Source organism: Pseudomonadota bacterium (assembly GCA_023229365.1).
In the GTDB taxonomy this organism is placed as follows: domain Bacteria; phylum Myxococcota_A; class Polyangia; order JAAYKL01; family JAAYKL01; genus JALNZK01.
Genome location: JALNZK010000056.1, coordinates 1 through 20,754, shown reverse-complemented (window position 1 = coordinate 20,754; position 20,754 = coordinate 1). Strand labels below are relative to the sequence as shown.

At 69.2% G+C, this 20,754-nt stretch carries 17 protein-coding genes, 1 tRNA gene and 1 pseudogene; all 19 read left to right on the top strand.

Features of this window, described 5'->3' with window-relative positions; translation table 11 throughout:
* The first annotated feature begins 51 nt into the window (after positions 1-51).
* Positions 52-1,833 carry a hypothetical protein gene (locus M0R80_19425; protein MCK9461805.1) on the top strand — a complete coding sequence of 594 codons (1,782 nt, stop codon included), beginning with the start codon at positions 52-54 and terminating at the stop codon, positions 1,831-1,833.
* Positions 1,834-3,705, top strand: coding sequence for a long-chain fatty acid--CoA ligase (locus M0R80_19420; protein ID MCK9461804.1), 1,872 nt, complete (start codon positions 1,834-1,836; stop codon positions 3,703-3,705).
* Between the two features lie 66 nt (positions 3,706-3,771).
* A tRNA-Val gene (locus M0R80_19415) sits at positions 3,772-3,843 on the top strand.
* A gap of 13 nt (positions 3,844-3,856) precedes the next feature.
* Positions 3,857-5,767: a threonine--tRNA ligase gene (thrS, locus tag M0R80_19410; GenBank protein MCK9461803.1), complete on the top strand. Its 1,911-nt coding sequence runs from the start codon at positions 3,857-3,859 to the stop codon at positions 5,765-5,767.
* Between the two features lie 93 nt (positions 5,768-5,860).
* On the top strand, positions 5,861-6,394 hold the full coding sequence (infC, locus tag M0R80_19405; protein ID MCK9461802.1) for a translation initiation factor IF-3: 534 nt from the start codon (positions 5,861-5,863) through the stop codon (positions 6,392-6,394).
* Between the two features lie 124 nt (positions 6,395-6,518).
* Positions 6,519-9,029, top strand: coding sequence for a hypothetical protein (locus M0R80_19400; protein ID MCK9461801.1), 2,511 nt, complete (start codon positions 6,519-6,521; stop codon positions 9,027-9,029).
* Positions 9,023-10,360 (top strand): hypothetical protein, encoded by a 1,338-nt coding sequence (locus M0R80_19395; protein ID MCK9461800.1) that lies wholly within the window; start codon positions 9,023-9,025, stop codon positions 10,358-10,360. Before M0R80_19400 ends, M0R80_19395 begins: the two co-directional genes overlap by 7 nt.
* 182 nt (positions 10,361-10,542) lie before the next feature.
* Positions 10,543-10,791, top strand: a complete 249-nt coding sequence (locus M0R80_19390; GenBank protein ID MCK9461799.1) for a hypothetical protein — start codon at positions 10,543-10,545, stop codon at positions 10,789-10,791.
* Complete coding sequence (locus tag M0R80_19385; protein ID MCK9461798.1) at positions 10,788-11,246, top strand: nucleotidyltransferase; 459 nt, start codon at positions 10,788-10,790, stop codon at positions 11,244-11,246. Before M0R80_19390 ends, M0R80_19385 begins: the two co-directional genes overlap by 4 nt.
* 143 nt (positions 11,247-11,389) lie before the next feature.
* The gene (gene rpmI / locus M0R80_19380; GenBank protein ID MCK9461797.1) at positions 11,390-11,587 is read left to right on the top strand and encodes a 50S ribosomal protein L35; all 198 of its coding nucleotides are present in this window, start codon (positions 11,390-11,392) and stop codon (positions 11,585-11,587) included.
* Between the two features lie 46 nt (positions 11,588-11,633).
* Positions 11,634-11,987, top strand: a complete 354-nt coding sequence (gene rplT, locus M0R80_19375) for a 50S ribosomal protein L20 (GenBank protein MCK9461796.1) — start codon at positions 11,634-11,636, stop codon at positions 11,985-11,987.
* A gap of 56 nt (positions 11,988-12,043) precedes the next feature.
* Positions 12,044-13,081 (top strand): phenylalanine--tRNA ligase subunit alpha, encoded by a 1,038-nt coding sequence (locus M0R80_19370; GenBank protein MCK9461795.1) that lies wholly within the window; start codon positions 12,044-12,046, stop codon positions 13,079-13,081.
* Between the two features lie 4 nt (positions 13,082-13,085).
* Complete coding sequence (gene pheT, locus M0R80_19365; protein MCK9461794.1) at positions 13,086-15,470, top strand: phenylalanine--tRNA ligase subunit beta; 2,385 nt, start codon at positions 13,086-13,088, stop codon at positions 15,468-15,470.
* A gap of 89 nt (positions 15,471-15,559) precedes the next feature.
* On the top strand, positions 15,560-15,844 hold the full coding sequence (locus tag M0R80_19360; GenBank protein ID MCK9461793.1) for an integration host factor subunit alpha: 285 nt from the start codon (positions 15,560-15,562) through the stop codon (positions 15,842-15,844).
* A 70-nt stretch (positions 15,845-15,914) separates the two neighbouring features.
* Positions 15,915-16,157, top strand: a pseudogene (locus M0R80_19355) (MerR family transcriptional regulator).
* Positions 16,158-16,510: 353 nt separating this feature from the next.
* Positions 16,511-18,763: a CehA/McbA family metallohydrolase gene (locus M0R80_19350; GenBank protein MCK9461792.1), complete on the top strand. Its 2,253-nt coding sequence runs from the start codon at positions 16,511-16,513 to the stop codon at positions 18,761-18,763.
* 209 nt (positions 18,764-18,972) lie between these two features.
* Positions 18,973-19,521 carry a 2-oxoacid:acceptor oxidoreductase family protein gene (locus M0R80_19345; protein ID MCK9461791.1) on the top strand — a complete coding sequence of 183 codons (549 nt, stop codon included), beginning with the start codon at positions 18,973-18,975 and terminating at the stop codon, positions 19,519-19,521.
* Between the two features lie 9 nt (positions 19,522-19,530).
* A complete protein-coding gene (locus M0R80_19340) occupies positions 19,531-19,827 on the top strand; it encodes a 4Fe-4S binding protein (GenBank protein MCK9461790.1) in 297 nt (98 codons plus the stop codon).
* The coding region (porA, locus tag M0R80_19335; GenBank protein MCK9461789.1) for a pyruvate ferredoxin oxidoreductase at positions 19,827-20,754 on the top strand (928 nt) is incomplete at its 3' end. The genes M0R80_19340 and porA, both read left to right, overlap by 1 nt.

Here is a 20,754-nt window from a genome sequence, read left to right as displayed (position 1 = left end):
AGGTGGCCCGGCCACCGGGCGCGGCGTTCTCGCAGCCGTTCAGGAGTCGTGATGGGACGAGTCGATTCGCGTTCGATCAAGCCGCTTTCGTCGATGCTCTGGCTCGCGATCGCCGTGACGTTCGCCGCGGCGCCCGCGCTCGGCGAGGGGAACGCCGAGGCCAAGCGGAAGGTCTCCGGGCTCGTCAAGGAGGCGATGGACGCGTACTCGAACCTCGATCTCACGGCGGCCACCGGCGCGCTCGAGGAGGCGCTCGGCTACTCTCCGGACCTCGACAAGGCGACCCTCGCGCGCCTCTACGTCGCGTACGGCACGATCCGGATAGGCGGCTCGGGCGACAACGCGAGCGGGCAGCGCGACTTCGCGACCGCGCTCTGCCTCGACTCGGGCATCATGATCGATCCGCTCATGTCGACCCCGGACATCGACGCCGTATTCATGATGGCGAAGCAGCAGGCGACGCCCGCCAACTGCCCGAACGTCCTGAGCACGATCGTCCTGCCCGGCGGCGCCCAGGCCGGCCCGCCGCAGGGAGGGGCCGCCGATCCCGGGGTGCCGGTGTGCGGCGTGCACACGGCGCCGACCGACGTGAAGCAGCGCTACGAGGTGCCGCTCTACATGGAGCTCGATCCCGCGATGCAGGCGCGGCTCGCCAAGCTCGTCGTCAGGTTCGCGTTCGACGGCTCGCCCCAGTACAAGGAGCTGACGGTCACGCCCTCCGGGCGGGGGTTCGGCGCGCAGGTGAGCTGCGACGAGGGCGAGATCCGGCTCTACGACCCGGCCACCATCAACTACTACATCGAAGGGTACGACCGCCTCGGCAACCTGATCTGCGGCCACGCGTCCGCCCAGGGGCCGTTCAACGTCGTCATGACCCCCGAGTCGTCCCCGCTGCCGGGGATCGCCGGGTTCCCGGTCCCCCAGGAGTGCACGCAGTGCCCGCCGTGGGACAAGACGTGCGGCCAGGGCGCGAAGCCGGGCGACGGCGAGGTGTGCGACCCGGCCACCGGCTGCGCCGAGGGGCTCGTGTGCGGCGAGGCCGGCATCTGCGAGCCCGACGGGAGCGCTCCCAAAGGCCCGCGCGGCCCGCAGAAGTTCTACGTCAACGTGTCCGGCGGCGTGGGCTTCGGCGCGATGTCGCAGGAGATCACGTTCACCACGCACGAGAACGAGGGCGGCGACAACGTCGTGGAGACCTACACCAAGAAGCCCTCGGGCTTCGCCTTCGGCGGCGTGCCGCTCCGGCTCGCGGTCGGGCTCCAGATCCCGAAGCTCGACTGGCTCTCGGTGGAGATCTCGGGGCGCATCGACCTCATGAAGTTCAAGAGCTTCGATGTCGACAACCAGAGCTGCTGGGACGCGGCCGGCGGCGACCTGGACACGGCGAACGGACTGAAATGCACGGAGGTCGACGGGATGTCGCCCGGCGACGAGGACAACCCGCTCGACGAGGACGCGGCCAAGAAGAGCGTCGCGCTGACCGACTCCGACGAGGCGGTGGAGATCCTGACCAAGCACATCGCCAAGGCGTGGCTCGCCAACGCGCGCGCCCGGTTCACCTTCCTCCAGAAGCCGATCCTCGCGGGCGGCGCCATGCGCCTCTCGGCGTTCGCCGGCGTCGGCTACGGGCACATCATCTACAAGGTCGCGAGCCCGAGCGGCGATCCCTACTTCCCGAAGCCGGGGTTCGTGGACATCGAGGTCGGCGCGGCCGCGATCTTCTACTTCTCCCGGAACTTCGGCTTAGGCATCGAGCTGCCGATCGACGTGCTCGTGGGCGACGGCTGGGCCGTGAACTTCGATCCGTCCGTCGTGGTCAGCGTCGGTTTCTAGATGGCCGCCGCCAAGGGAACCCTCCTCCACCTGTTCCAGCAGCGCCTGCGCGAGCACCCGGCCAAGGCCGCGCTGCTCGAGCGCAGCGGCGCGGCGTGGAGGCCGACGACGTGGAAGGAGTGGGACGCGCGCGCGCGCTCCCTCGCGGCGGCGCTGCTCGGCGAGGGCGTCGCGCCGGGGGACAACGTCGCGATCTTCTCCTACTCGCGCCGGGAGTGGCTGGAGGCGGACCTCGCGATCATGATGATCGGCGCCCGCACGGTCACGATCTACCACAACCTGAGCCGCGAGACGGTCGAGCTCATCCTGGCGGACTCCGGCGCGGCGGTCGTCCTCGCCGAGGGGCCGCTGCAGGTCCGGGGCCTGTTCGGGGGCGGCGCCCCGCCGGCCGCGGTCCGGAGGATCGTGGTCCTCGAGGATCGGCAGACGCCGATCGCCAGGCCGGGCGCGCCCGCGCCGCGGGAGCTCTCGCTCGACGAGGCGCTGCCGGCTTCGCACCGCGGCCTCGCGGTCCTCTACGAGGAGTTCCTCGAGGGCGGCGCGAAGGGCATGAAGGCCCACGCGGTCGAGATCGAGCGGCGCATCGCGACCCTGGATCCCGAGGACGTCACGAAGATCGTCTACACCTCCGGCACGACCGGCGAGCCGAAGGGCGCCATGCTCACGCACAGGAACTGCGCGTCGGTCGTCGACGAGGTGGATCGCATCCTCGGCTTGCGCCCGGGCGACGTCTGCCTCCTGTTCCTGCCGCTCGCCCACGTCTACGCCCAGCTCTCGTACCACGCGGCGCTGCGCGTCGGGTTCACGATCGCGTTCGCGCGGTCGATGCTCACGGCGGTCGACGACGCCGCGTCGGTGCGGCCGGACTTCTTCTGCACCGTGCCGCGCCTGTTCGAGAAGATCCACGCCGGGGTCATCGCGCAGGTCGAGAAGGGGGGCCCCATCAAGCGGGCCGTCTTCGACTGGGCGATGGGGATCGGGCTCCGGCACAGCCGCCACCTGCAGGCGCGCGAGGACGTGCCCGGGCTCCTCAACGTGCAGGCGTCCGTCGCCGACGCGCTCGTGTTCCGCAAGATCCGGGCCGCGCTCGGCGGGCGGGTCCGGATGATCATCTCCGGCGGCGCCGCCTGCCCGCGCCACCTCCTCGAGTTCTTCCACGCGGCCGGGATCCAGATCATCGAGGGCTACGGCATGACCGAGGGCGCGTCGCTGTCGAACGCGAACCGGGTCTCCCGCTACAAGTTCGGCACCGTGGGGTCCGCGATCGACGGCGTGGACGTGCAGGTCGCGGACGACGGCGAGATCCTCGTGCGCGGCCCGGGCGTCATGAAGGGCTACCTGAACCGGCCCGACGACACCCGGGAGGCGATCGACGCCGCGGGGTGGCTGCACACCGGGGACATCGGCGTCATCGACGAGGACGGCTTCCTCACGATCACGGACAGGAAGAAGGACATCATCATCACCTCCGGGGGGAAGAACATCGCGCCCGCGTTCATCGAGGCGAAGCTCGTGCGGAGCCGGTTCGTGTCGCAGGCGCTCGTCTTCGGCGACGGCAGGCCGTTCCTCGTCGCGCTCCTGACGATGGACCGGGAGTACGCCGAGGGGTTCGCGGCGGAGAAGGGCGTCGCCGCGCGCGGCGAGGCGCTGGCGTCGGACCCTGTCGTGCGCGAGGCGATCGACGCGGACGTCCAAGGCGTGAACGGGGCGCTCGACTCGTTCGCGACGGTGAAGCGGTTCGCCGTGCTGCCGACCGAGTTCTCCATCGACAAGGGCGAGGTGACCCCCAGCCTGAAGCTCCGGCGCAAGGTGATCTCCAGCCGCTACCGGGAGCTCCTCGAGAGCCTCTACGCCGCGGGGACTACGCCTTGACGCTCCATACCCGTTTTGATAAGAGTCCCTCGCTTTGCGCGGCGGCCCTTGGCGCCGCGGACAGGAAGGCACGTAGCTCAGTGGGAGAGCACTACCTTGACGCGGTAGGGGTCAGCGGTTCGATCCCGCTCGTGCCTACAATTAGAAAACCATGAACAGTCCAAAGGACCGGTACGCCGCGAACACGGTCGGCGCCGCCCTGGCGTCCGCCGATCTCCTCGACAAGAGCACGGTCGCCGCGCTGATAGGCGGCGAGCTGGCGGATCTCCAGGCGCCGCTCCCGGCGGGCGCCGCGCCTTTGCCGGTGGCGATCGACGATCCGGCCGCGCTCCACGTCATCCGCCACTCGACGGCGCACGTCATGGCGGACGCCGTGCAGAGGCTCTTCCCGGGCACGAAGGTGACGATCGGCCCGGCGATCGACAACGGCTTCTACTACGACTTCGACCGCGAGGCGGGCGGCTTCACCGAGGAGGAGCTCGCCGCGATCGAGAAGCAGATGTTCGCGATCATCAACGAGGGCCGCGACTTCGTCCGCAAGGAGGTCTCCAAGGAGGAGGCGAGGGCGCTCTTCAACGGGATGGGGGAGACGTACAAGCTCGAGATCCTCGACGGCATCGCCGACGGCGTGCCGATCACGCTCTACACCCACGGCGCGTGGGTCGACCTGTGCGCCGGGCCGCACGTCCCGAGCACACGCTTCATCAAGGCGTTCAAGCTCCTCTCCGGCGCGGGCGCCTACTGGCGCGGCGACGAGCACAAGAAGATGCTCGCGCGGATCTACGGCACCGCGTTCTCCGACAAGAAGGCGCTCGCCGAGCACCTCGCCGCGCTCGAGGAGGCGAAGAAGCGCGACCACAGGAAGCTCGGCAAGGAGCTCGACCTCTACAGCATCGACGAGCAGATCGGCGGCGGGCTCGTGCTGTGGCACCCGCGCGGCGCGTTCGTCCGCTGGATGATCGAGGATCACTGGCGCAAGGCGCACTTCAAGAACGGCTACGACCTCGTCTTCTCGCCGCACGTCGGGCGGTCGAACCTCTGGGAGACCTCCGGGCACCTCGAGAACTACGCGGACGCGATGTACGCGCCGATGGAGGTCGAGGGCAACCCCTACTACATCAAGCCGATGAACTGCCCGTTCCACATCGGCATGTACCGCAACGCGCTCGTCTCGTACCGCGATCTCCCGAAGCGGTGGGGCGAGCTCGGCACGGTGTACCGCTTCGAGCGCTCCGGCCAGCTGCACGGGCTGCTCCGGGTCCGCGGGTTCACGCAGGACGACGCGCACCTGTTCATGCGGCCCGACCAGCTCGACGGCGAGATCCGGCGCCTGCTCCGCTTCACGATCCACCTCCTCGGCGACTACGGGTTCAAGGATCTCGCGGTGATGCTCTCCACGCGGCCGAAGGAGAAGTTCATAGGCGGCCTGGACGTCTGGGAGTTCGCCGAGGCGGCGCTCCGGAGCGGGCTCGACGCCGAGGGGATCGAGTACGAGGTCGACGAGGGCGGCGGCGCGTTCTACGGGCCCAAGATCGACATCAAGATCCGCGACGCGATCGGCCGGCTCTGGCAGTGCTCTACCATCCAGGCGGACTTCAACCTCCCGGAGCGGTTCGATCTCGCGTACATCGGCGACGACTCGAAGCGGCACCGGCCGGTGATGCTCCACCGGACGATCCTCGGATCGATGGAGCGGTTCTTCGGCGTCATGATCGAGCACTACGCGGGCGCGTTCCCGATGTGGCTCGCTCCGGAGCAGGTGGCGATCCTGACCGTGACGGATCGCCAGATCGAGTTCGCGAACGAGGTGCGGCGCACCCTCGCGGATCGCGGGTTCCGCGTCGAGATGCACCTCGAGAACGACAAGCTCGGCGCGAAGATCCGGGCGGCGCGGCTGAAGCGCATCCCGGCGATGGCGGTGATAGGCGACAAGGAGGTCGAGGGGCGCGGCGTCGCCCTCCGATCCCGCGCCGACGGGGAGCTGGGGTTCAAGACGATCGACGAGCTCGTCGCGTGGCTCGAGCGGGAGGCCGCGGAGCCGCGGACGTACGAGCTCGGCTGAGGTATCAGGGAAACCGGGCCGTCGTCTCCGGAGAGGCGGCCCCGACGAAAGGAGGACGTCATTAACGACAACAAGCCAAACGACAAAGCACCAGTGGGGCGCACGCCGCGCCCGACGCAGACGCGCATCAACGAGATGATCCGGCGGCCCGAGGTGCGGGTCATCAACCCGGACGGGCAGCAGCTCGGGATCTATCCGATCCGCCAGGCGCTGACGATCGCCCAGGAGCTCGGGCTCGATCTCGTCGAGATCAACCCCAAGGCCGATCCGCCCGTCTGCCGCATCATGGATTTCGGCAAGTTCAAGTACGAGCAGAAGAAGCAGACCAACTCGGCGCGCAAGAAGCAGAAGGTCATCGAGGTCAAAGAGGTCAAGATGCGGCCCAAGACCGACACCCACGACTTCGAGACCAAGCTGAAGCACGTTCGCCGGTTCATCGAGGAGGGGAACAAGGCGCGGCTCACGATCCGGTTCCGCGGGCGGGAGCTGGCGCACCCCGACGTCGCCGCGAGGCAGCTCGACAAGATGGTGGAGGCCGTCAAGGACATCGCCGTCGTCGAGCAGCCCTACGCGATGGACGGGCGCATGATGACGATGCTGATCGCGCCCGCGAAGACCGGCGGCTGACGGCCGGCCGCGAGGACCGCGCGGCTTCGTTTTCCCTTTCCGGCAAGAAGGGCTGCACTCGCGTCACGTCCGGAAGTGGTACCATCGGCACCAGATCAAAGAACGCCAGCGAAAGGAGCTCGCCGTGTCGTACGAGGTCGTGCCGAAGGCCCGTTGCGTCCGCGCCGTCGCCGTGTTCATCCTTCTCGGGGCGCTCGTCGCTCCGCTCGCGGCGGCGGCCGACCCGCCCACGCCGCTGAACGTCCTGTTCGTGGCAAACGGGTGGTGCTCTCAAGAGGATGACATCGAGAACCACTTCCTCGATCTCGGGTACAACGTGACGCGGATCAAGGACTACAAGGTCAGGGGCACGACGAGCTTCGCCGCGTACGACCTGATCGTGCTCACCGAGTCCGCGCCGCTCGTCTCGGCCACGGGGCTCAGCGCGATCAAGGCGTCGGGCAAGCCGGTGCTGGTGGTGGAGTCGTGGACGTTCCTGTACGCGTACCGGCTCGGGCTGACAACGTCGCCGATCGCCCGTCTCTCGGACGGGGACACGGTCACATCGTTGGTGGACGGGTACACGGCGTTCACGAGCCGGGTCGGTGCCGAGGCGCTCGTGCACCAGAAGCCCGCCTTGATCTTCGGTGTCAACCCGGCGCACTTGAAGTCAAACGCCGTGTCGCTGTACCAGAGCACGGGCTGCATGTCGGGTGTGGCGGTCTTCGCCGACTACGAGAAGAAGATCGCGGTGACCGGCATCTCTGACACGGCGAGCTACACGGTCGACGCGTGGAAGATGTTCGACATCCTGGTGCAGCAGATCGTGCCGGCACCGCCGGACTACGTGACGTTGCAGGCCGTGGCGCAGGCGTACGCTGCGTCGGGCCTCGTTTCACTACTCGATCAAATTGAATCCGATCTCAAGCAGCAGCCGGGATCCTGGACCATCGAGCAAGCAGAGGAAGAAGCTTGGCTGCTCGTGACCGAGTGGCGGCTCGACGAACTATGGGGATACGTCGAACACCAAATCTACGTTCTATTTGCGCTTCCTAACTCACCTGGACTTTTCTTCATTCCCTACACGCCGCCAACTCGGCCCAACGGTTCGTCACCAGGTTATCTGCCGAGTGGTTCGCCAGAGGTGGAACATTGGTTTTTAGGGGAGCACTGGGCGTATGATCCTTTTTCCTCAAGCTACAACATTTCAACACCATTCTACTGGTCTGATTATCATGGCGGTACGGATCTCGGTTTCGGCATCAGCGTCGGCTTGAATGGTCGTCAGTACTACTACATGGGAGACACCCGGAGCCCTTCGACGGGGAGGAGATGGTCGGAAAAGGAGTGCGACGTTTCCGCCGGAGCCGTCTGCAATGACATGATCGTCGTCTCAGGGGATGACGACCCGAGTGACGGGATCGTCGTGTCGCCGGTGCTGGGGCTGGAACCCAACCCCCAGACGCATCTCGCGGAATGGCGATGGACTCCCATCGTCATCCCCGGTGTGCACAAGGACTTCTCCCCGCGGCTGCACGACCCCGTCAATGGAACGGTCTACTGGGACCCCAGTTTGCCAACGCCCCGCTACACGGTTCCCACGGGAGTCGTTGCGACGAGGATCCCGTACGCCGTCGATCTTCCCGTCCCGGCGACCTATCTTCTCCTGCCCACGGTCATCCTCTGGTACGGCACCGCGATCCATCCGAGCGGGGCGGACGACAACGTGGCGTTCGACAGCTCCGACCCCAGGCTTCGCCCCACTTCCTGGGTCGGGTGCTCCTTCAACGGAATAAAGTTCCGCGCGTGCTACTCCGACGCCGATGGCGACGCCGTGCCGTTCTCGGTCGACGTGTCTCCTCCGCCTCCGGATGTCGTGGGGCCGCCCGCCGGAGAGGAATCGTCGAGCCCAGGGGAGCCTGCTCGGTTCGTCCAGGTCGCCGCCATCGAGCTCACCGCCTCGGATTTCGAGTCGATGTGCGACGGCACGGCGACCGACACGGAGATCTGCCAGCTCGACGGCTCGCAAGGTGGCCTGCTGCTCTACGGCTCGGGGCGACCGTACCGGAAGAGCGGGCTGTTCCTCGCATTCATAGAGCGGAACGAGTTCGGCCAGGTGGACTCATTCACCGGCAAGCCGATCGTGCACTACTGGGACGGCGCGACCTGGTCTGGGGAGGAACAATTGGCGGTTTCTCTCACGGGTGACCCGCCGTGCGACAACTGGACGCAACCGGATTGGGACCGGGAAGTCGAAGACGAGGCCGCTCGGAGCGGAGGATGCTGGCCGGCGCTACAGTACTGGGATCCCATCCCGGTGTTCGGAGAGCTGTCGGCGCGCGTCATCCGCTTGGACGGGCTGTCGATCAAAGGCCCGCAGATCTTCCTCCTCAACAACAACCCGTGGAGCGAGATGGTGCAGTACTGGAAGGTTCTAAGGAACGCTCCCTGGGCGGGCGACCTCGGCGACGTGTCCCCGACCCCGACGGCCACGAAAGGCTACGGTCCCTACATCATCGACGCGTTCAGCGACGCCACCGCTCCGGGCAGCGGTCCGAATCAGGGCATCGTGCTGTGGCACACGATTTCGGTCTGGGACGGCACCAGCGCGACGCCCTACGGCGTCTACTCCGGGAGCGAGGTGATCCCGTGGTAGGCCGCCCCGCGCTCGGACGTGTGGTGTGCTGCGCCGCCGCCCTCGCCTTCGCCGCGGGCGGACAGGACGACCCCGCCGATCCCGGGGACGGCGGAACCGACGCCGGCGTCGACGGCGGAGATGACACCGATGGCGGCGACGGAGCGGCGGCCGTCTCCGTCTCGGCGGGCGGCCGGCACACGTGCGCCGTGATCGACGGGGGCGACGTCAAGTGCTGGGGCTCCCCGCAGCTCTGCCAGCTCGGGTACGGCTACGATCCCGAGCTGCCGCCCGAGGGGTACGACTCGAGCCTGCCGTCGACGTTGCCGTTCGTGGACGTCGGCGGGAACGTCGCGCAGATCGTCGCCGGCGGGCTGCACACGTGCGCCCTCCTGGCGACGGGCGGGATGAAGTGCTGGGGCACGGAATCGAGCGGCGAGCTCGGGGTGCCAGTCGCGTCCGAATACAACGGGACGATCGGGTGCTGGGACGTCCCCGCGGACCACGCGCCGATCGATTTCGGCGTCGCGATCGTCCAGGCCGCCGCGGGCGATGGCCATACCTGCGCGCTCCTCGAGGGCGGCGACGTCGTGTGCTGGGGCGACGGCGAGCACGGCGAGACCGGCTACGGCGGCGGGGCGGGGTACGACATGGACGACCCCGGGGCCTCGGCGCGCGTGGAGCTCGGCGGAGCTGCGGTCCGGATCTCCGCGGGGCTGGATCACACCTGCGCTGTGCTCGGGAACGGCGATGTCTATTGCTGGGGCGACAACCAGTGGGGGCAGCTGGGGCTCGGCGACACGGAGGACGTCGGCGACGACGAATTGCCGTCCGACGTGGGTCCAGTAGATCTTGGCGGCCCGGCGGCGCAGGTCTCGTGCGGGTACTATCACACGTGCGCCGTGCTGGAATCCGGCGACGTCGTTTGCTGGGGGCTCGGCGACAATGGACAGCTTGGCTACGGAAATACCGATACTATCGGCAACGACGAGGCTCCTGCGTCAGTCGGGCCGGTCGATGTCGGCGATCTCGTCGTCGAGATAACGACCGGGGAGCGGTTCACCTGTGTTCGATTCGAAGGAGGCGGCACGAAGTGTTGGGGCGCCATCGCGTACGGTTTGGGCTATATCGTCGGCGACGACGAAGTCCCAGCCGAAGCACCGCTGGTGGAGGTCGGCGGCCCGGTAGCGGCCATCGATGGGGGTCTGACCTACGTTTGCGCGCTCATGCAGACCGGCTCGGTTCGGTGCTGGGGAAACGGACCTTTCGGTCAGCTCGGCTACGGCCCGGGAGTCGACTACGTGGGTGACGACGAGACCCCAGCGAGCATGGGCGACGTGCCGCTGTTCTAACTCCCGGCCGTTTCATGCAAGGTCGCCAGAAAATGGTCCCAGAATATGGTCATTGGGTCGAGTCGATGCAGATCCGGTCCTTTTGCGGCCGCCCGGATCGAAGGCAACCCGCATCGACGTCACGACCTTTGGTGAAACGCCCGCGTGGATGGTATTACTCGGAAGGGACGCGAGGAGCGCGGGTGACGGACGAGACACACAGAGAGCGCCGGAGCAAGGAGAGAGCCGCCCGAGCGAGCGTCCGCCTTTTCTCGTCCCTGGAGGAGGAGAACGCGTTCGAGAGGCGCCGCCGCGCCGCGAGCTCGATCGAGGCACGCCTCGCCGAGGTGCGGGAAATCGAAGATCGCTCCCGCGGCCGGGGCTGGGAGAAGATCCCGATCGAGAAGGTCTGGAGCTACGAGCTCGTCGACTGGTTCGAGACCGAGCCGTGACCCTCACAGAGGACATGAAGGATCTGCTCGCGCTGCTCGAGCGACACGGGGTCGCCTACGCGGTGATCGGCGGGTTCGCCGTCAACTACTACGGATACCCACGCTTGACGCAGGACTTCGACATCCTCGTCGTGCCCAACGACGACAACGCGAGGAGAGCCCTCGCGGCGCTGGACGAATTCGGATTCGGACGGGTCGGCCTGCGCGCGGATTTCCTCGCACGGGAAGGCGCCGCGCTCCACATGGGCGTCGAGCCCAACCGCATCGATCTCCTGACCAGCGTCCTCGGCGTCGCGCCGGTGGAAGTCGTGCGCCGGGCCCGATTCGTCGATGTCGATGGCGTGCGCCTCCGGCTGATCTCCCGCGACGATCTCATCGCGTCGAAAAGGGCGTCCAAGAGGGCCCGGGACCTCGCCGACGCCGAGGAGCTTTCGGCGCTCGAGAAAGCGCCGTGAGGCACGGCCGATCTCCGGGACGTTTTTTCTTGCGTCCTCTCCGATGCCAGGTGTACATACGGGGGCCTTTCGTGGAGGGTGCCGAAACGAAAGGGTTTTCACGCGGTCCGAGGGCCGGTCCGCGGGACGTCGAGGGTTCGAAAATGCCGAAGATGAAATCGAATCGCGCGGCCGCCAAGCGCTTTCGCAAGACCGGGAACGGCAAGGTCCGGTGCGACAAGCCGTTCCACAGCCACATCCTGACGAAGAAGACATCGAAGCGGAAGCGCAAGCTCCGCAAGAACGACATCGTCGACAAGACGAGGGTGCGCCAAGTGCGCCGGCTCCTGCCTTATCTGTAGGGTGATCCCCTGACGGTGAGGCGGCCGCAGACAAAGGAGCGCTAGCATGTCCAGGGTAAAGAGGGGTTTCAAGGCGAGGAGACGCCGCAACCGCGTCTTCAAGCAGGCGAAGGGGTTCTTCGGGTCGCGCAGCCGCATCTTCAAGGTGACGAAGATGGCCGTGTTGCACGCGTGGAAGGACGCGTACGTCGGCCGGAAGCTGCGGAAGCGCGACATGCGCGGCCTCTGGATCACCCGGATCAACGCCGGCGCCCGGCTCCAGGGCCTGAGCTACTCGAAGATGATAGGCGGCCTCAAGAAGGCGAAGGTCGCTCTCGACCGCAAGATCCTCGCCGATCTCGCCGTGGTCGATCCCGAGGGGTTCGCCAAGGTCGCCGCCATGGCGCGCGGGACCAAGTAGCGAGCGACGATCCGCCGGCGCGCCCCCGTCCCGCAACCTCACGCCGGGAGAAAAGCATGGACGCGAAGGAGATTGTGGCCAGGTTGCACGAGCTCGCCTCGGGGTTCGGCGCCCGGCTCGGTGGGTGCGCCGCCGAGCAGGAGATCCGCGATCTGCAGGCCGCGTACCTCGGGAAGAAGGGGAGCGTCGTCGAGCTGCAGAAGGCGCTCGGCGCGCTGCCCGCGGACCAGCGCAAGGAGGTCGGCCAGGCGTTCAACGCCGCGAAGCAGCGCATCACGACCGCGACGAACGACGCGATCGACGCGCTCGCCGACCGCGCGAACAGCGAGTACCTCTCCCGGCACCTCGACCTGACGCTCCCGGGCCGCGCGCGGCCGGCGGGCCACCTGCACCCCTTGAGCCTCGTGATGTACGACATCGTCGACGTGTTCGTGTCGATGGGGTTCGACGTCGCGACCGGCCCGGAGATCGAGACCGACCTGTACAACTTCGGCAAGCTGAACTTCCCGGACGATCACCCGGCGCGCGACATGCAGGACACGCTGTTCGTCAGAGAAGGGAAGACTCTGCTCCGCACGCACACGTCGCCCGTGCAGATCCGCGCGATGCTGGAAAGGCCGCTGCCCATCCAGATCGTGGCGCCGGGCGCCGTGTACAGGCGCGACGACGATCCGACGCACAGCCCGATGTTCCTCCAGGTCGAGGGCCTCCTCGTCGACGAGGGCGTGAGCTTCGCGAACCTGAAGGCGGTGCTCGAGACGTTCATCCGCGAGATCTTCGGGGACGTGCGCAGCCGCTTCCGGCCGAGCTTCTTCCCGTTCACCGAGCCGTCGGCGGAGATGGACATCGAGTGCATCTCGTGCCACGGCGCGGGGTGTCGCCTGTGCTCGTCCACCGGCTGGCTCGAGATCCTCGGGTCGGGGATGGTCGACCCGAACGTGCTCGACGGCGTCGGCATCGACCCGGAGCGGTACAGCGGCTTCGCGTTCGGCGTCGGCGTCGATCGCGTCGCCATGCTGAGGTACGCGGGGATCTCCAGCATCCGGCTCCTGTACGAGAACGACCCGCGCTTCCTCGGCTGCTTCTGGAGGTGACGCCGTGCTCCTGAGCCATCGTTGGATCTCGCAGATCGCCGGCTTCGCGCCGGACCCGGCCGAGCTCGCCGACAAGCTCACGTTCGGCGGGCTCGAGGTCGACGCGGCGCGGCGCGTCGGCGCGGATCTCGGGAGGGTCGTCGTCGGCGTCGTGGCCTCGAAGCGCCCGCACCCCACGCGGCCCAACCTCTCGTGCGTCGAGGTCGACGGCGGGGCCGGCCTCGTCGCGGTCGTCTGCGGGGCGCCGAACTGCCCGGGGCCCGGCGGGCTCGTCGCGCTCGCGCTCGTGGGCGCGCGAGTCGGCGGGATCGAGGTCGCGGAGCGGGAGCTGCAGGGCGAGCGCTCGCTCGGGATGCTGTGCTCCGAGCTGGAGCTCGGCGTGGGGCCGGATCACGACGGCGTCCTCCTGCTCGAGGGCCTGACGCGGGCCGCGCCCGGCACCCCGCTCGCCGCGGCGCTCGATCTCGAGGACTGGATCTACGACGTCTCGGTCACGCCGAACCGGCCGGACGCGTTGAGCCACCGAGGGGTCGCCCGGGAGGTCGCGCTCCTGTACGGCCGGCCCTTCTCCACGGTCCCGGCGCCGCGCGCGCCCGAGGGCGGCGATCCCGTCGATAAGCTCGCCCGCGTGGATCTGCTCGATCCCGCAGGTTGCCCGCGCTACGCGGCGGCCGTCGTCTCGGGCGCGAAGATCGGCCCGAGCCCGTTCGCCGTCCGCTACCGGCTCCACAACCTCGGCGTGCGCCCGATAGGCAACGCCGTCGACGTGACGAACCTCGCGATGCTCGAGTGGGGGCAGCCGCTGCACGCCTTCGATCTCGACAAGCTCGCCGGGCGCGCCATCGCCGTGCGCCGCGCCAGGGAAGGCGAGCGGATGCGGACGCTCGACGGCGTCGAGCGGGTGTTCGCGGCCGAGGATCTCCTCATCTGCGACGGCGAGCGCCCGGTGGCGGTCGCGGGCGTCATGGGCGGGGAGGACACCGGCGTGACCGCGTCGACCCGCAACGTGCTCATCGAGTGCGCGTACTTCGATCCGCGCTCGATCCGGCGCACGTCGAGGCGGCTCAAGCTGCAGAGCGAGTCGTCGTACAGGTTCGAGCGCGGCGTCGACCCGCTCGCGGCGATCGACGTCCTCGAGTCGGCGGCGTCGGCGATGGCCGCGCTCTGCGGGGCCGTGAAGGCGCCCGGGAACATCGACCGTTACCCGACCGCGATCGAGAGGCGGCGCGCCGGCCTCAGGGACGCGCGGTTCGCCCACATCATGGGGTACCGCGCCGAGCCGGAGGAGACGCGGCGCGTCCTCGACGGGATCGGCTGCGACACGACGCGGGTCGACGGCGGCTTCGAGGTCGTGGTGCCCGCGGCGCGGCCGGACCTGACGCGCGAGATCGATCTCATCGAGGAGGTCGCCCGCGTGCTCGGGCTCGCCCGCGTGCCGTCGCGGCTGCCGCGCATCCAGTCGCGTTCGCCGGACCGGGTCGAGTTCGACGCGGCGCGCCGCTCCAAGGAGGCGCTCGCGTCCTACGGCCTCGACGAGGCGGTGTGCTACTCGTTCGTGCCGGAGGCGCTGCTCGCGCGGCTCGGGATGGATCGCGCGGTCGTCCGGATCGCCAACCCGCTGAACGCAGAGCGCGCGGCGATGCGCACGACGCTCGTCGCCGGGCTGCTCGAGAACCTGAAGCGGGCGACGACCCGGTACGAGCCGCAGGTCAGGCAGTTCGAGGTCGGCCGGACCTTCCACGACGAGGGCGGTGAGCTCCCGCGCGAGGTGTTGCGCGCCGCGGTGCTGGTCGCCGGCCCGCGCGACGCGTGGATCGGCGAGGCCCCGGGATCCCACGACGTCTTCGACGCCAAGGGGATCGCGCTCGCGCTGATCCGCGATCTGACCGGCGCGCAGGCGATCGTCGTGCCCCGGGCGGACGTCCCGTTCCTGCACCCGGCGCGAGGCGGCGCGCTCGTCGTCGACGGCGTCGAGGTCGGCGTCGTCGGCGAGCTCCACCCGGAGCTCCTCGGCGCGCTCAAGCTCGAGCGCGGCGCCGCGTGCTTCGAGATCGACGTCCTCGCGCTGCGCTCGATGCGGCGCAGGCCGACCGTCTCGCCCCTCTCCGAGTTCCCGCCGTCGGTCCGCGACGTGGCGCTGCTCGTGGCGGAGGAGCAGGACGCGGGCCCGGTCGCCGAGGCGCTCGGCGCGGCGTGCGGCCCGCTCGCGGTCGGGGTGCGGCTGTTCGACGTCTACCGCGGCAAGGGGATCGAGGCCGGCAAGAAGTCGCTCGCCTTCACCGTCGTCTACCGCGCGTTCGACAGGACGCTGACCGACGACGAGATCGACGCGGCGCACAAGCCCGCCGTCGCCAAGGTCGCCGTAGAGTTTCGCGCGATCGTCCGCTGACTCTGCTGTTGAACCACCATCGGGGCTGTGGTTAAATGCTCGATACGCGGGTTGACGTATCGAGGTTCACCGTATCGAGGAGAGCACGGATGACCAAGGCGGACATCATCGAGCGTGTGTACGAGAAGGTCGGCGGCTTCTCGAAGAAGGAGGCCGCGGACATGGTCGAGATCGTGTTCGACCTGATGAAGAAGTCGCTGGCGGAGAGCACGAAGATCAAGATCTCGGGCTTCGGCAACTTCGTCGTCAGGTCGAAGAACGAGCGCGTCGGCCGAAACCCGCAGACAGGCCAACCCATCACCATCGGGGCGCGCAACGTGCTCACCTTCAAGTCGAGTCACGTGCTGAAGAACGCCCTCAACCCTTCGTCGTGAGAGAGTGTCCGGGCTTGTCGCGCCCGCGCGGCGGCGGGGGTGCGCCGGTGCGTTCGCGGATTGGTGCGCAGTGACGAAACGGAACGATCTCCCGGATAAGCTCTACTTCAAGATCGGCGAGGTCGCCGAGCTCGCGGACGTGAAGCCTCACGTCCTCCGCTACTGGGAGTCGGAGTTCCCGGCGATCCGGCCGCAGAAGTCCCGCTCCGGGCAGCGCCTGTACCGGCGGCAGGACGTCGAGGCCGTGCTCGCGGTCCGGCACCTGCTCTACGATCGCCGGTACACCATCGAGGGAGCGCGCCAGCACCTCAAGGAGGACGGCGTCGAGGCGGCCCTTCCGCCGCCGGATCCCGAGGCGATCGCCTCGGCGGCGCTCCGCTCGGTCGAGGAGCGGCACAGGGACGAGCTCGCGCGGGTGAAGGCGACGACGATCCGCTGGTACGAGGAAAGGCTGCTCGCGCTCCGGATGGAGGCGCAGCGGTTCCTCGACGGCGGCAAGAAGGGCCGGTAGCGCGGCGGCCTACTCGATCTCCGGGACCTCGGACGTGCCGACGGAGAACCCCGAATACTCCCGGGATGGCGGGAAATGAGCGAGGCCGGCGATAATGTTCGGGCCGCGCCGCGGAAATCGGATAACATCGCCGCATCGATCGCAAGGGATGGCGCTTGTCCGACACACCGACAACCACGCTCGAACGCACGCTGATGGACGAGCCCGGCTACGGCCGCTCGCCGCGCGTCTGCGCGGACGGCGCCGGCCGATTCTGGGTGGCGTGGATCTCGTGGGATGGCCGCGAGGAGCGCGTGCGCGTCCGCTGCCGGAGCAGAGACGGGGCCTGGGGCGCCTCCCGCGCGTGCACCCTTCCGACACGCGCGGTGACGGGGATAGCGCTGGCGGGGTGGGGCGAGGGCGCCCTCCTCGCGTGGATCGACGCCGGCGACGCGGAGGCGGATGGGCTCAAGCTCGCGGAGCTCGACGCGGACGGCGACGACGGATCGCCCCGCCTGATCGTGCCGTGGCGCAGGAGCCCCGGCGTGCCGGCCCTGTCCACCGGGAGCGACGCGTTCGCGCTCTGCTGGACGGTCCGCACGGCCGGCGGGTGCCGCGTCGAGGGGTTCACGAGCGCGGAGCCGAGCGCGGTGTCGATCGTCAAGCCGATCTCCGAGGGGCGCGGCTCGCACCTCGAGCCCGCGGCCGCGTGGGCCGGGGACGCGGCCTGGATCGCGTGGCAGGTCATGGCGCCCGAGGAGAGCCGCATCGAGGCGCGGCGGGTGGACGGTCCGGCGCCCGGCGCGATCGTCGAGGTCGCGGACGGCGGCCCGACCGGGGTCGTCGCGCGCCCGTCGCTGGCCGGCGAGGAAGGCGGCGGAGCCTGGGTGGCCTGGAGCACGGACGTCGATCCCGCCGCGGGCCCCGGGCTCGTGCGGTGGGTGGAGGTCGCGCACCTCGACCGCGACGGGAAGCTCTCCCTGCCGGCGGCGCGGATGCAGGGCGTGGATCGCGGCGGCCGCGGCGAGGATCAGGGGCTCGAGGCGCCGGCGCTCGTCCTCGGCGAGGGCGGCGCGCTCGTCGTCGCGGCGCGCGGATCGCAGAGCCTGCGCCGCATGGATCTGACGGGCGCCGGGTGGACCGTGCCCGCGCAGCTCGACGAGGCGGGGTGGAAGTGCCGGGGACGACGGTTCGACGCGTGCGCCTCGCCGGCGGGGCTGCTCGTCGTCGGCCGCGAACGGGACGGCCTCGCGGCGCGGCTCCTGCCGTACGGGCCGACCGACGGCGGGCCGCCGGCCCTCGCGAAGGAGAAGCCGCCCGCGCGCCCGGTCCGCGAGCACCGCGCCGTGCGCGGGATCCCGATCGCGGTCGCCGGCCGGCGCGTGCTGTTCGGGGACATCCACCAGCACACCGCCGCGTCCGACGGGACGGGCACCGCCGCGGAGGCGTTCCACCGCGCGCGCTGGCGGTACGGCGACGATCTGTGCGCGATCGCGGATCACGAAAGCTTCCTCGGGAAGCGGACCCCGCCGGGCGAATGGGCGGAGCACTGCCGGATCGCCGACGAGCTCTACGCGCCGGGCGAGTTCGTGACGCTGCAGGCGTTCGAGTGGACCGGCGCGATGCACCCCGGGCCGGGCCACAAGGTCGTCTACGTCTCGTCGCGGGGAGGGCCCGTGCTCAGCCGGGACGACGAGCGGACCCGGACGTCGTCCGGCCTCCTCGCCGAGTGCCGCCGCGTGGGCGCGCTCGCGTTCCCGCACCACGTGGGGTGGACCGGCGCGGACGCCGACGCGCACGATCCGGAGGTGCAGAGCTGCTGGGAGATCGTCTCCTGCCACGGCGCCTACGAGCGGCCGGGCGTCGGTCCCATCGGCACGCGCGGCGACGACAAGCTCGGGCAGTTCGCGGCCGAGATGCTCGATAGGGGGCTGCGGTTCGGGTTCGTGGGCGGCTCGGACGGCCACGGGTTGAACTGGCACCACGGGATCTGCCGCATGGCCGACTCGCACCGCGCGGGGCTCACCGGAGTCCTCGCGGCGGCCGCCACGCGGGACGCGGTCTTCGAGGCGCTCGGCGCGCGGCGCTGCTACGCGACGTCCGGCGCGAAGATCGGCGTGTGGTTCGAGGTGAACGGCCTGCCCATGGGCGAGGAGATCCCGGTGAACGAGTCGGTTTCGTTCCGCCTCAGCGTCGCCGCGACGGCCGAGATCGAGTCGCTCGCCCTCGTCACCAACGGCGGCCGGGAGATCCGGCTCGAGGCCGGCTCGACGGCGGTCGACGCGCACGGCACGCTCCCGGCGCCGCCCGAGGGCCGGTGGGCGTACTACTACGCCCGCGTCGTCCAAGTGGACGGCCACGTCGCCTGGTCCTCCCCGATCTGGCTCGACGCGATCGGCTCCCCGGGCTCCGGGTACCTGACGGCGTGACCGCTCGCCCGTTCGGCCGATTTCTCCCCGGAAGAAACGAAGTTCGGCGGCGGCGGCGGGGAGGCCCGTACCAGCTGAAAAAACGCCGATTTTTCAGGCCCTTTTTCCTTGAAGTGAGCGTCACGGCGAGTAGAGTTGCGACGAAGTCACGTCGGCCCATCGCCCGATGGGCGCGCGGTTCGAGGGCGTGAGAGCGACGAGGAGGACACATGCTCGAATTTCGATTTCACGGACGCGGCGGGCAGGGCGCCGTCACCTCGGCGGAGCTCTTGGCGCTCGCCGCGATCGCCGACGGCCAGTTCGCCCAGGCGTTCCCGAGCTTCGGGCCCGAGCGCCGCGGCGCGCCGGTCGTCGCCTTCGCGCGCCTCGACAAGCTTAAGATCCGGAACCGGACCGCGGTCACGGCGCCGAACATCGTCATCGTGCTCGATCCCTCGATCCTGCGCATCGCGAACACCTCGGAGGGGCTGCAGGACGGCGGGCTCCAGATCGTGAACACGAAGAAGACCGCCGCGGATCTGAAGGCGGAGTACAAGCTCAAGGGCAGGATCGTCACCGTGGACGCGAACCGCATCGCCGCCGAGGAGATCGGCCGCGTGATCACGAACACGACGATGCTCGGCGCCCTGATCCGCGCCACGGATGCGGTCCCCAGGGCGCTCATCGTCGACGCGCTCCAGGAGCGCTTCGGCCGGATCGCGGGGGGCAACATCAAGGCGTTCAACCGCGCGTTCGACGAGTGCGCGTGCGAGCTTTAGGAGGTCCAGTTGTCTAGGCAATCCCCGACCCCGAACTGGAGAGAGCTGGCCATCGGCACCTCGGTGCTCGAGCCCGGCTCGTCGCGGTACAACCGGACCGGCGACTGGCGATCCAGCCGACCGGTGTGGAACCTCGAAGGCTGCGTGAAGTGCGGCGTCTGCACGGTCTTCTGCCCCGAGGGGTGCATCTCGATGCGCGCCGCCGACAGCTACCCGGAGGCCGACATGGAGTACTGCAAGGGCTGCGGCATCTGCGTGGCCGAGTGCTGGACCGGCTGCATCGTCATGGAAGAGGAGAACGAGTGATGGCCGATCGCAAGGGAATGGAGGTCTCGATCGCCATGGCCGAGGCGGCCGCGCTGTGCGACGTGGACTGCATCGCGGCCTACCCGATCACGCCGCAGACCCACGTGGTGGAGCACCTGGCCGAGATCGTCGCCGAGGGCCACCTCGACGCGGAGTTCATCCCGGTCGAGTCCGAGCACGCGGCGTTGAGCTGTTGCTGCGGGTGCGTCGCGGCCGGCGCGCGCACCTTCACCGCCACCTCGAGCCAGGGGCTCGCGCTCATGCACGAGATCCTCTTCATCACGGCCAACCTGAGGCTGCCGGTGGTGATGGTCGTCGCGAACCGCGCCCTCTCGGGGCCTATCAACATCTGGAACGATCACTCGGACGTGATGACGGAGCGCGACGTGGGATGGGTCCAGATCTTCGCCGAGAACGGCCAGGAGGCCGTCGATCTCGTCGTCATGGCGCACCGCATCGCCGAGGACAAGCGCGTCGTGCTGCCGATGATGGTCCACTTCGACGGGTTCACCGTGAGCCACGTCATCGAGCCCATCGTGATGCCGACGCACGACGAGGTGAGGAAGTTCCTCCCGGTGTTCGAGCCCGTGCAGCGGCTCGACGTCGACAAGCCGGTCTCCATGGGCGCGGTCGGGATGCCCGGTGTGTACACCGAGGCGAAGATGGCGGCCGAGGGCGCGCTGCGCGACGCCTACGGTCCGATCGTCGAGATCCTCGGGGCGTTCGGCGATAGGTTCGGCAGGCGGTACCGCCCGGTCGAGGGGTATTGCAACGAGGACGCGGAGATCATCTACGTCATGATGGGCGGCATCACCGAGACCGCCATGACGTGGGTCGACCAGAAGCGCGCGAAGGGCGAGAAGGTCGGGATCGTGCGGTTCCGGCTGTGGCGCCCCCTGCCGGCCGACGACTTCACGGCGGCGATCG

Coding starts and splice junctions, on each gene's coding strand:
- M0R80_19425 (MCK9461805.1), top strand. CDS start 52: ATGGGACGAGTCGATTCGCGTTCGATCAAGCCGCTTTCGTCGATGCTC.
- M0R80_19420 (MCK9461804.1), top strand. CDS start 1,834: ATGGCCGCCGCCAAGGGAACCCTCCTCCACCTGTTCCAGCAGCGCCTG.
- thrS (MCK9461803.1), top strand. CDS start 3,857: ATGAACAGTCCAAAGGACCGGTACGCCGCGAACACGGTCGGCGCCGCC.
- rpmI (MCK9461797.1), top strand. CDS start 11,390: ATGCCGAAGATGAAATCGAATCGCGCGGCCGCCAAGCGCTTTCGCAAG.
- rplT (MCK9461796.1), top strand. CDS start 11,634: ATGTCCAGGGTAAAGAGGGGTTTCAAGGCGAGGAGACGCCGCAACCGC.
- M0R80_19370 (MCK9461795.1), top strand. CDS start 12,044: ATGGACGCGAAGGAGATTGTGGCCAGGTTGCACGAGCTCGCCTCGGGG.
- M0R80_19360 (MCK9461793.1), top strand. CDS start 15,560: ATGACCAAGGCGGACATCATCGAGCGTGTGTACGAGAAGGTCGGCGGC.
- M0R80_19345 (MCK9461791.1), top strand. CDS start 18,973: ATGCTCGAATTTCGATTTCACGGACGCGGCGGGCAGGGCGCCGTCACC.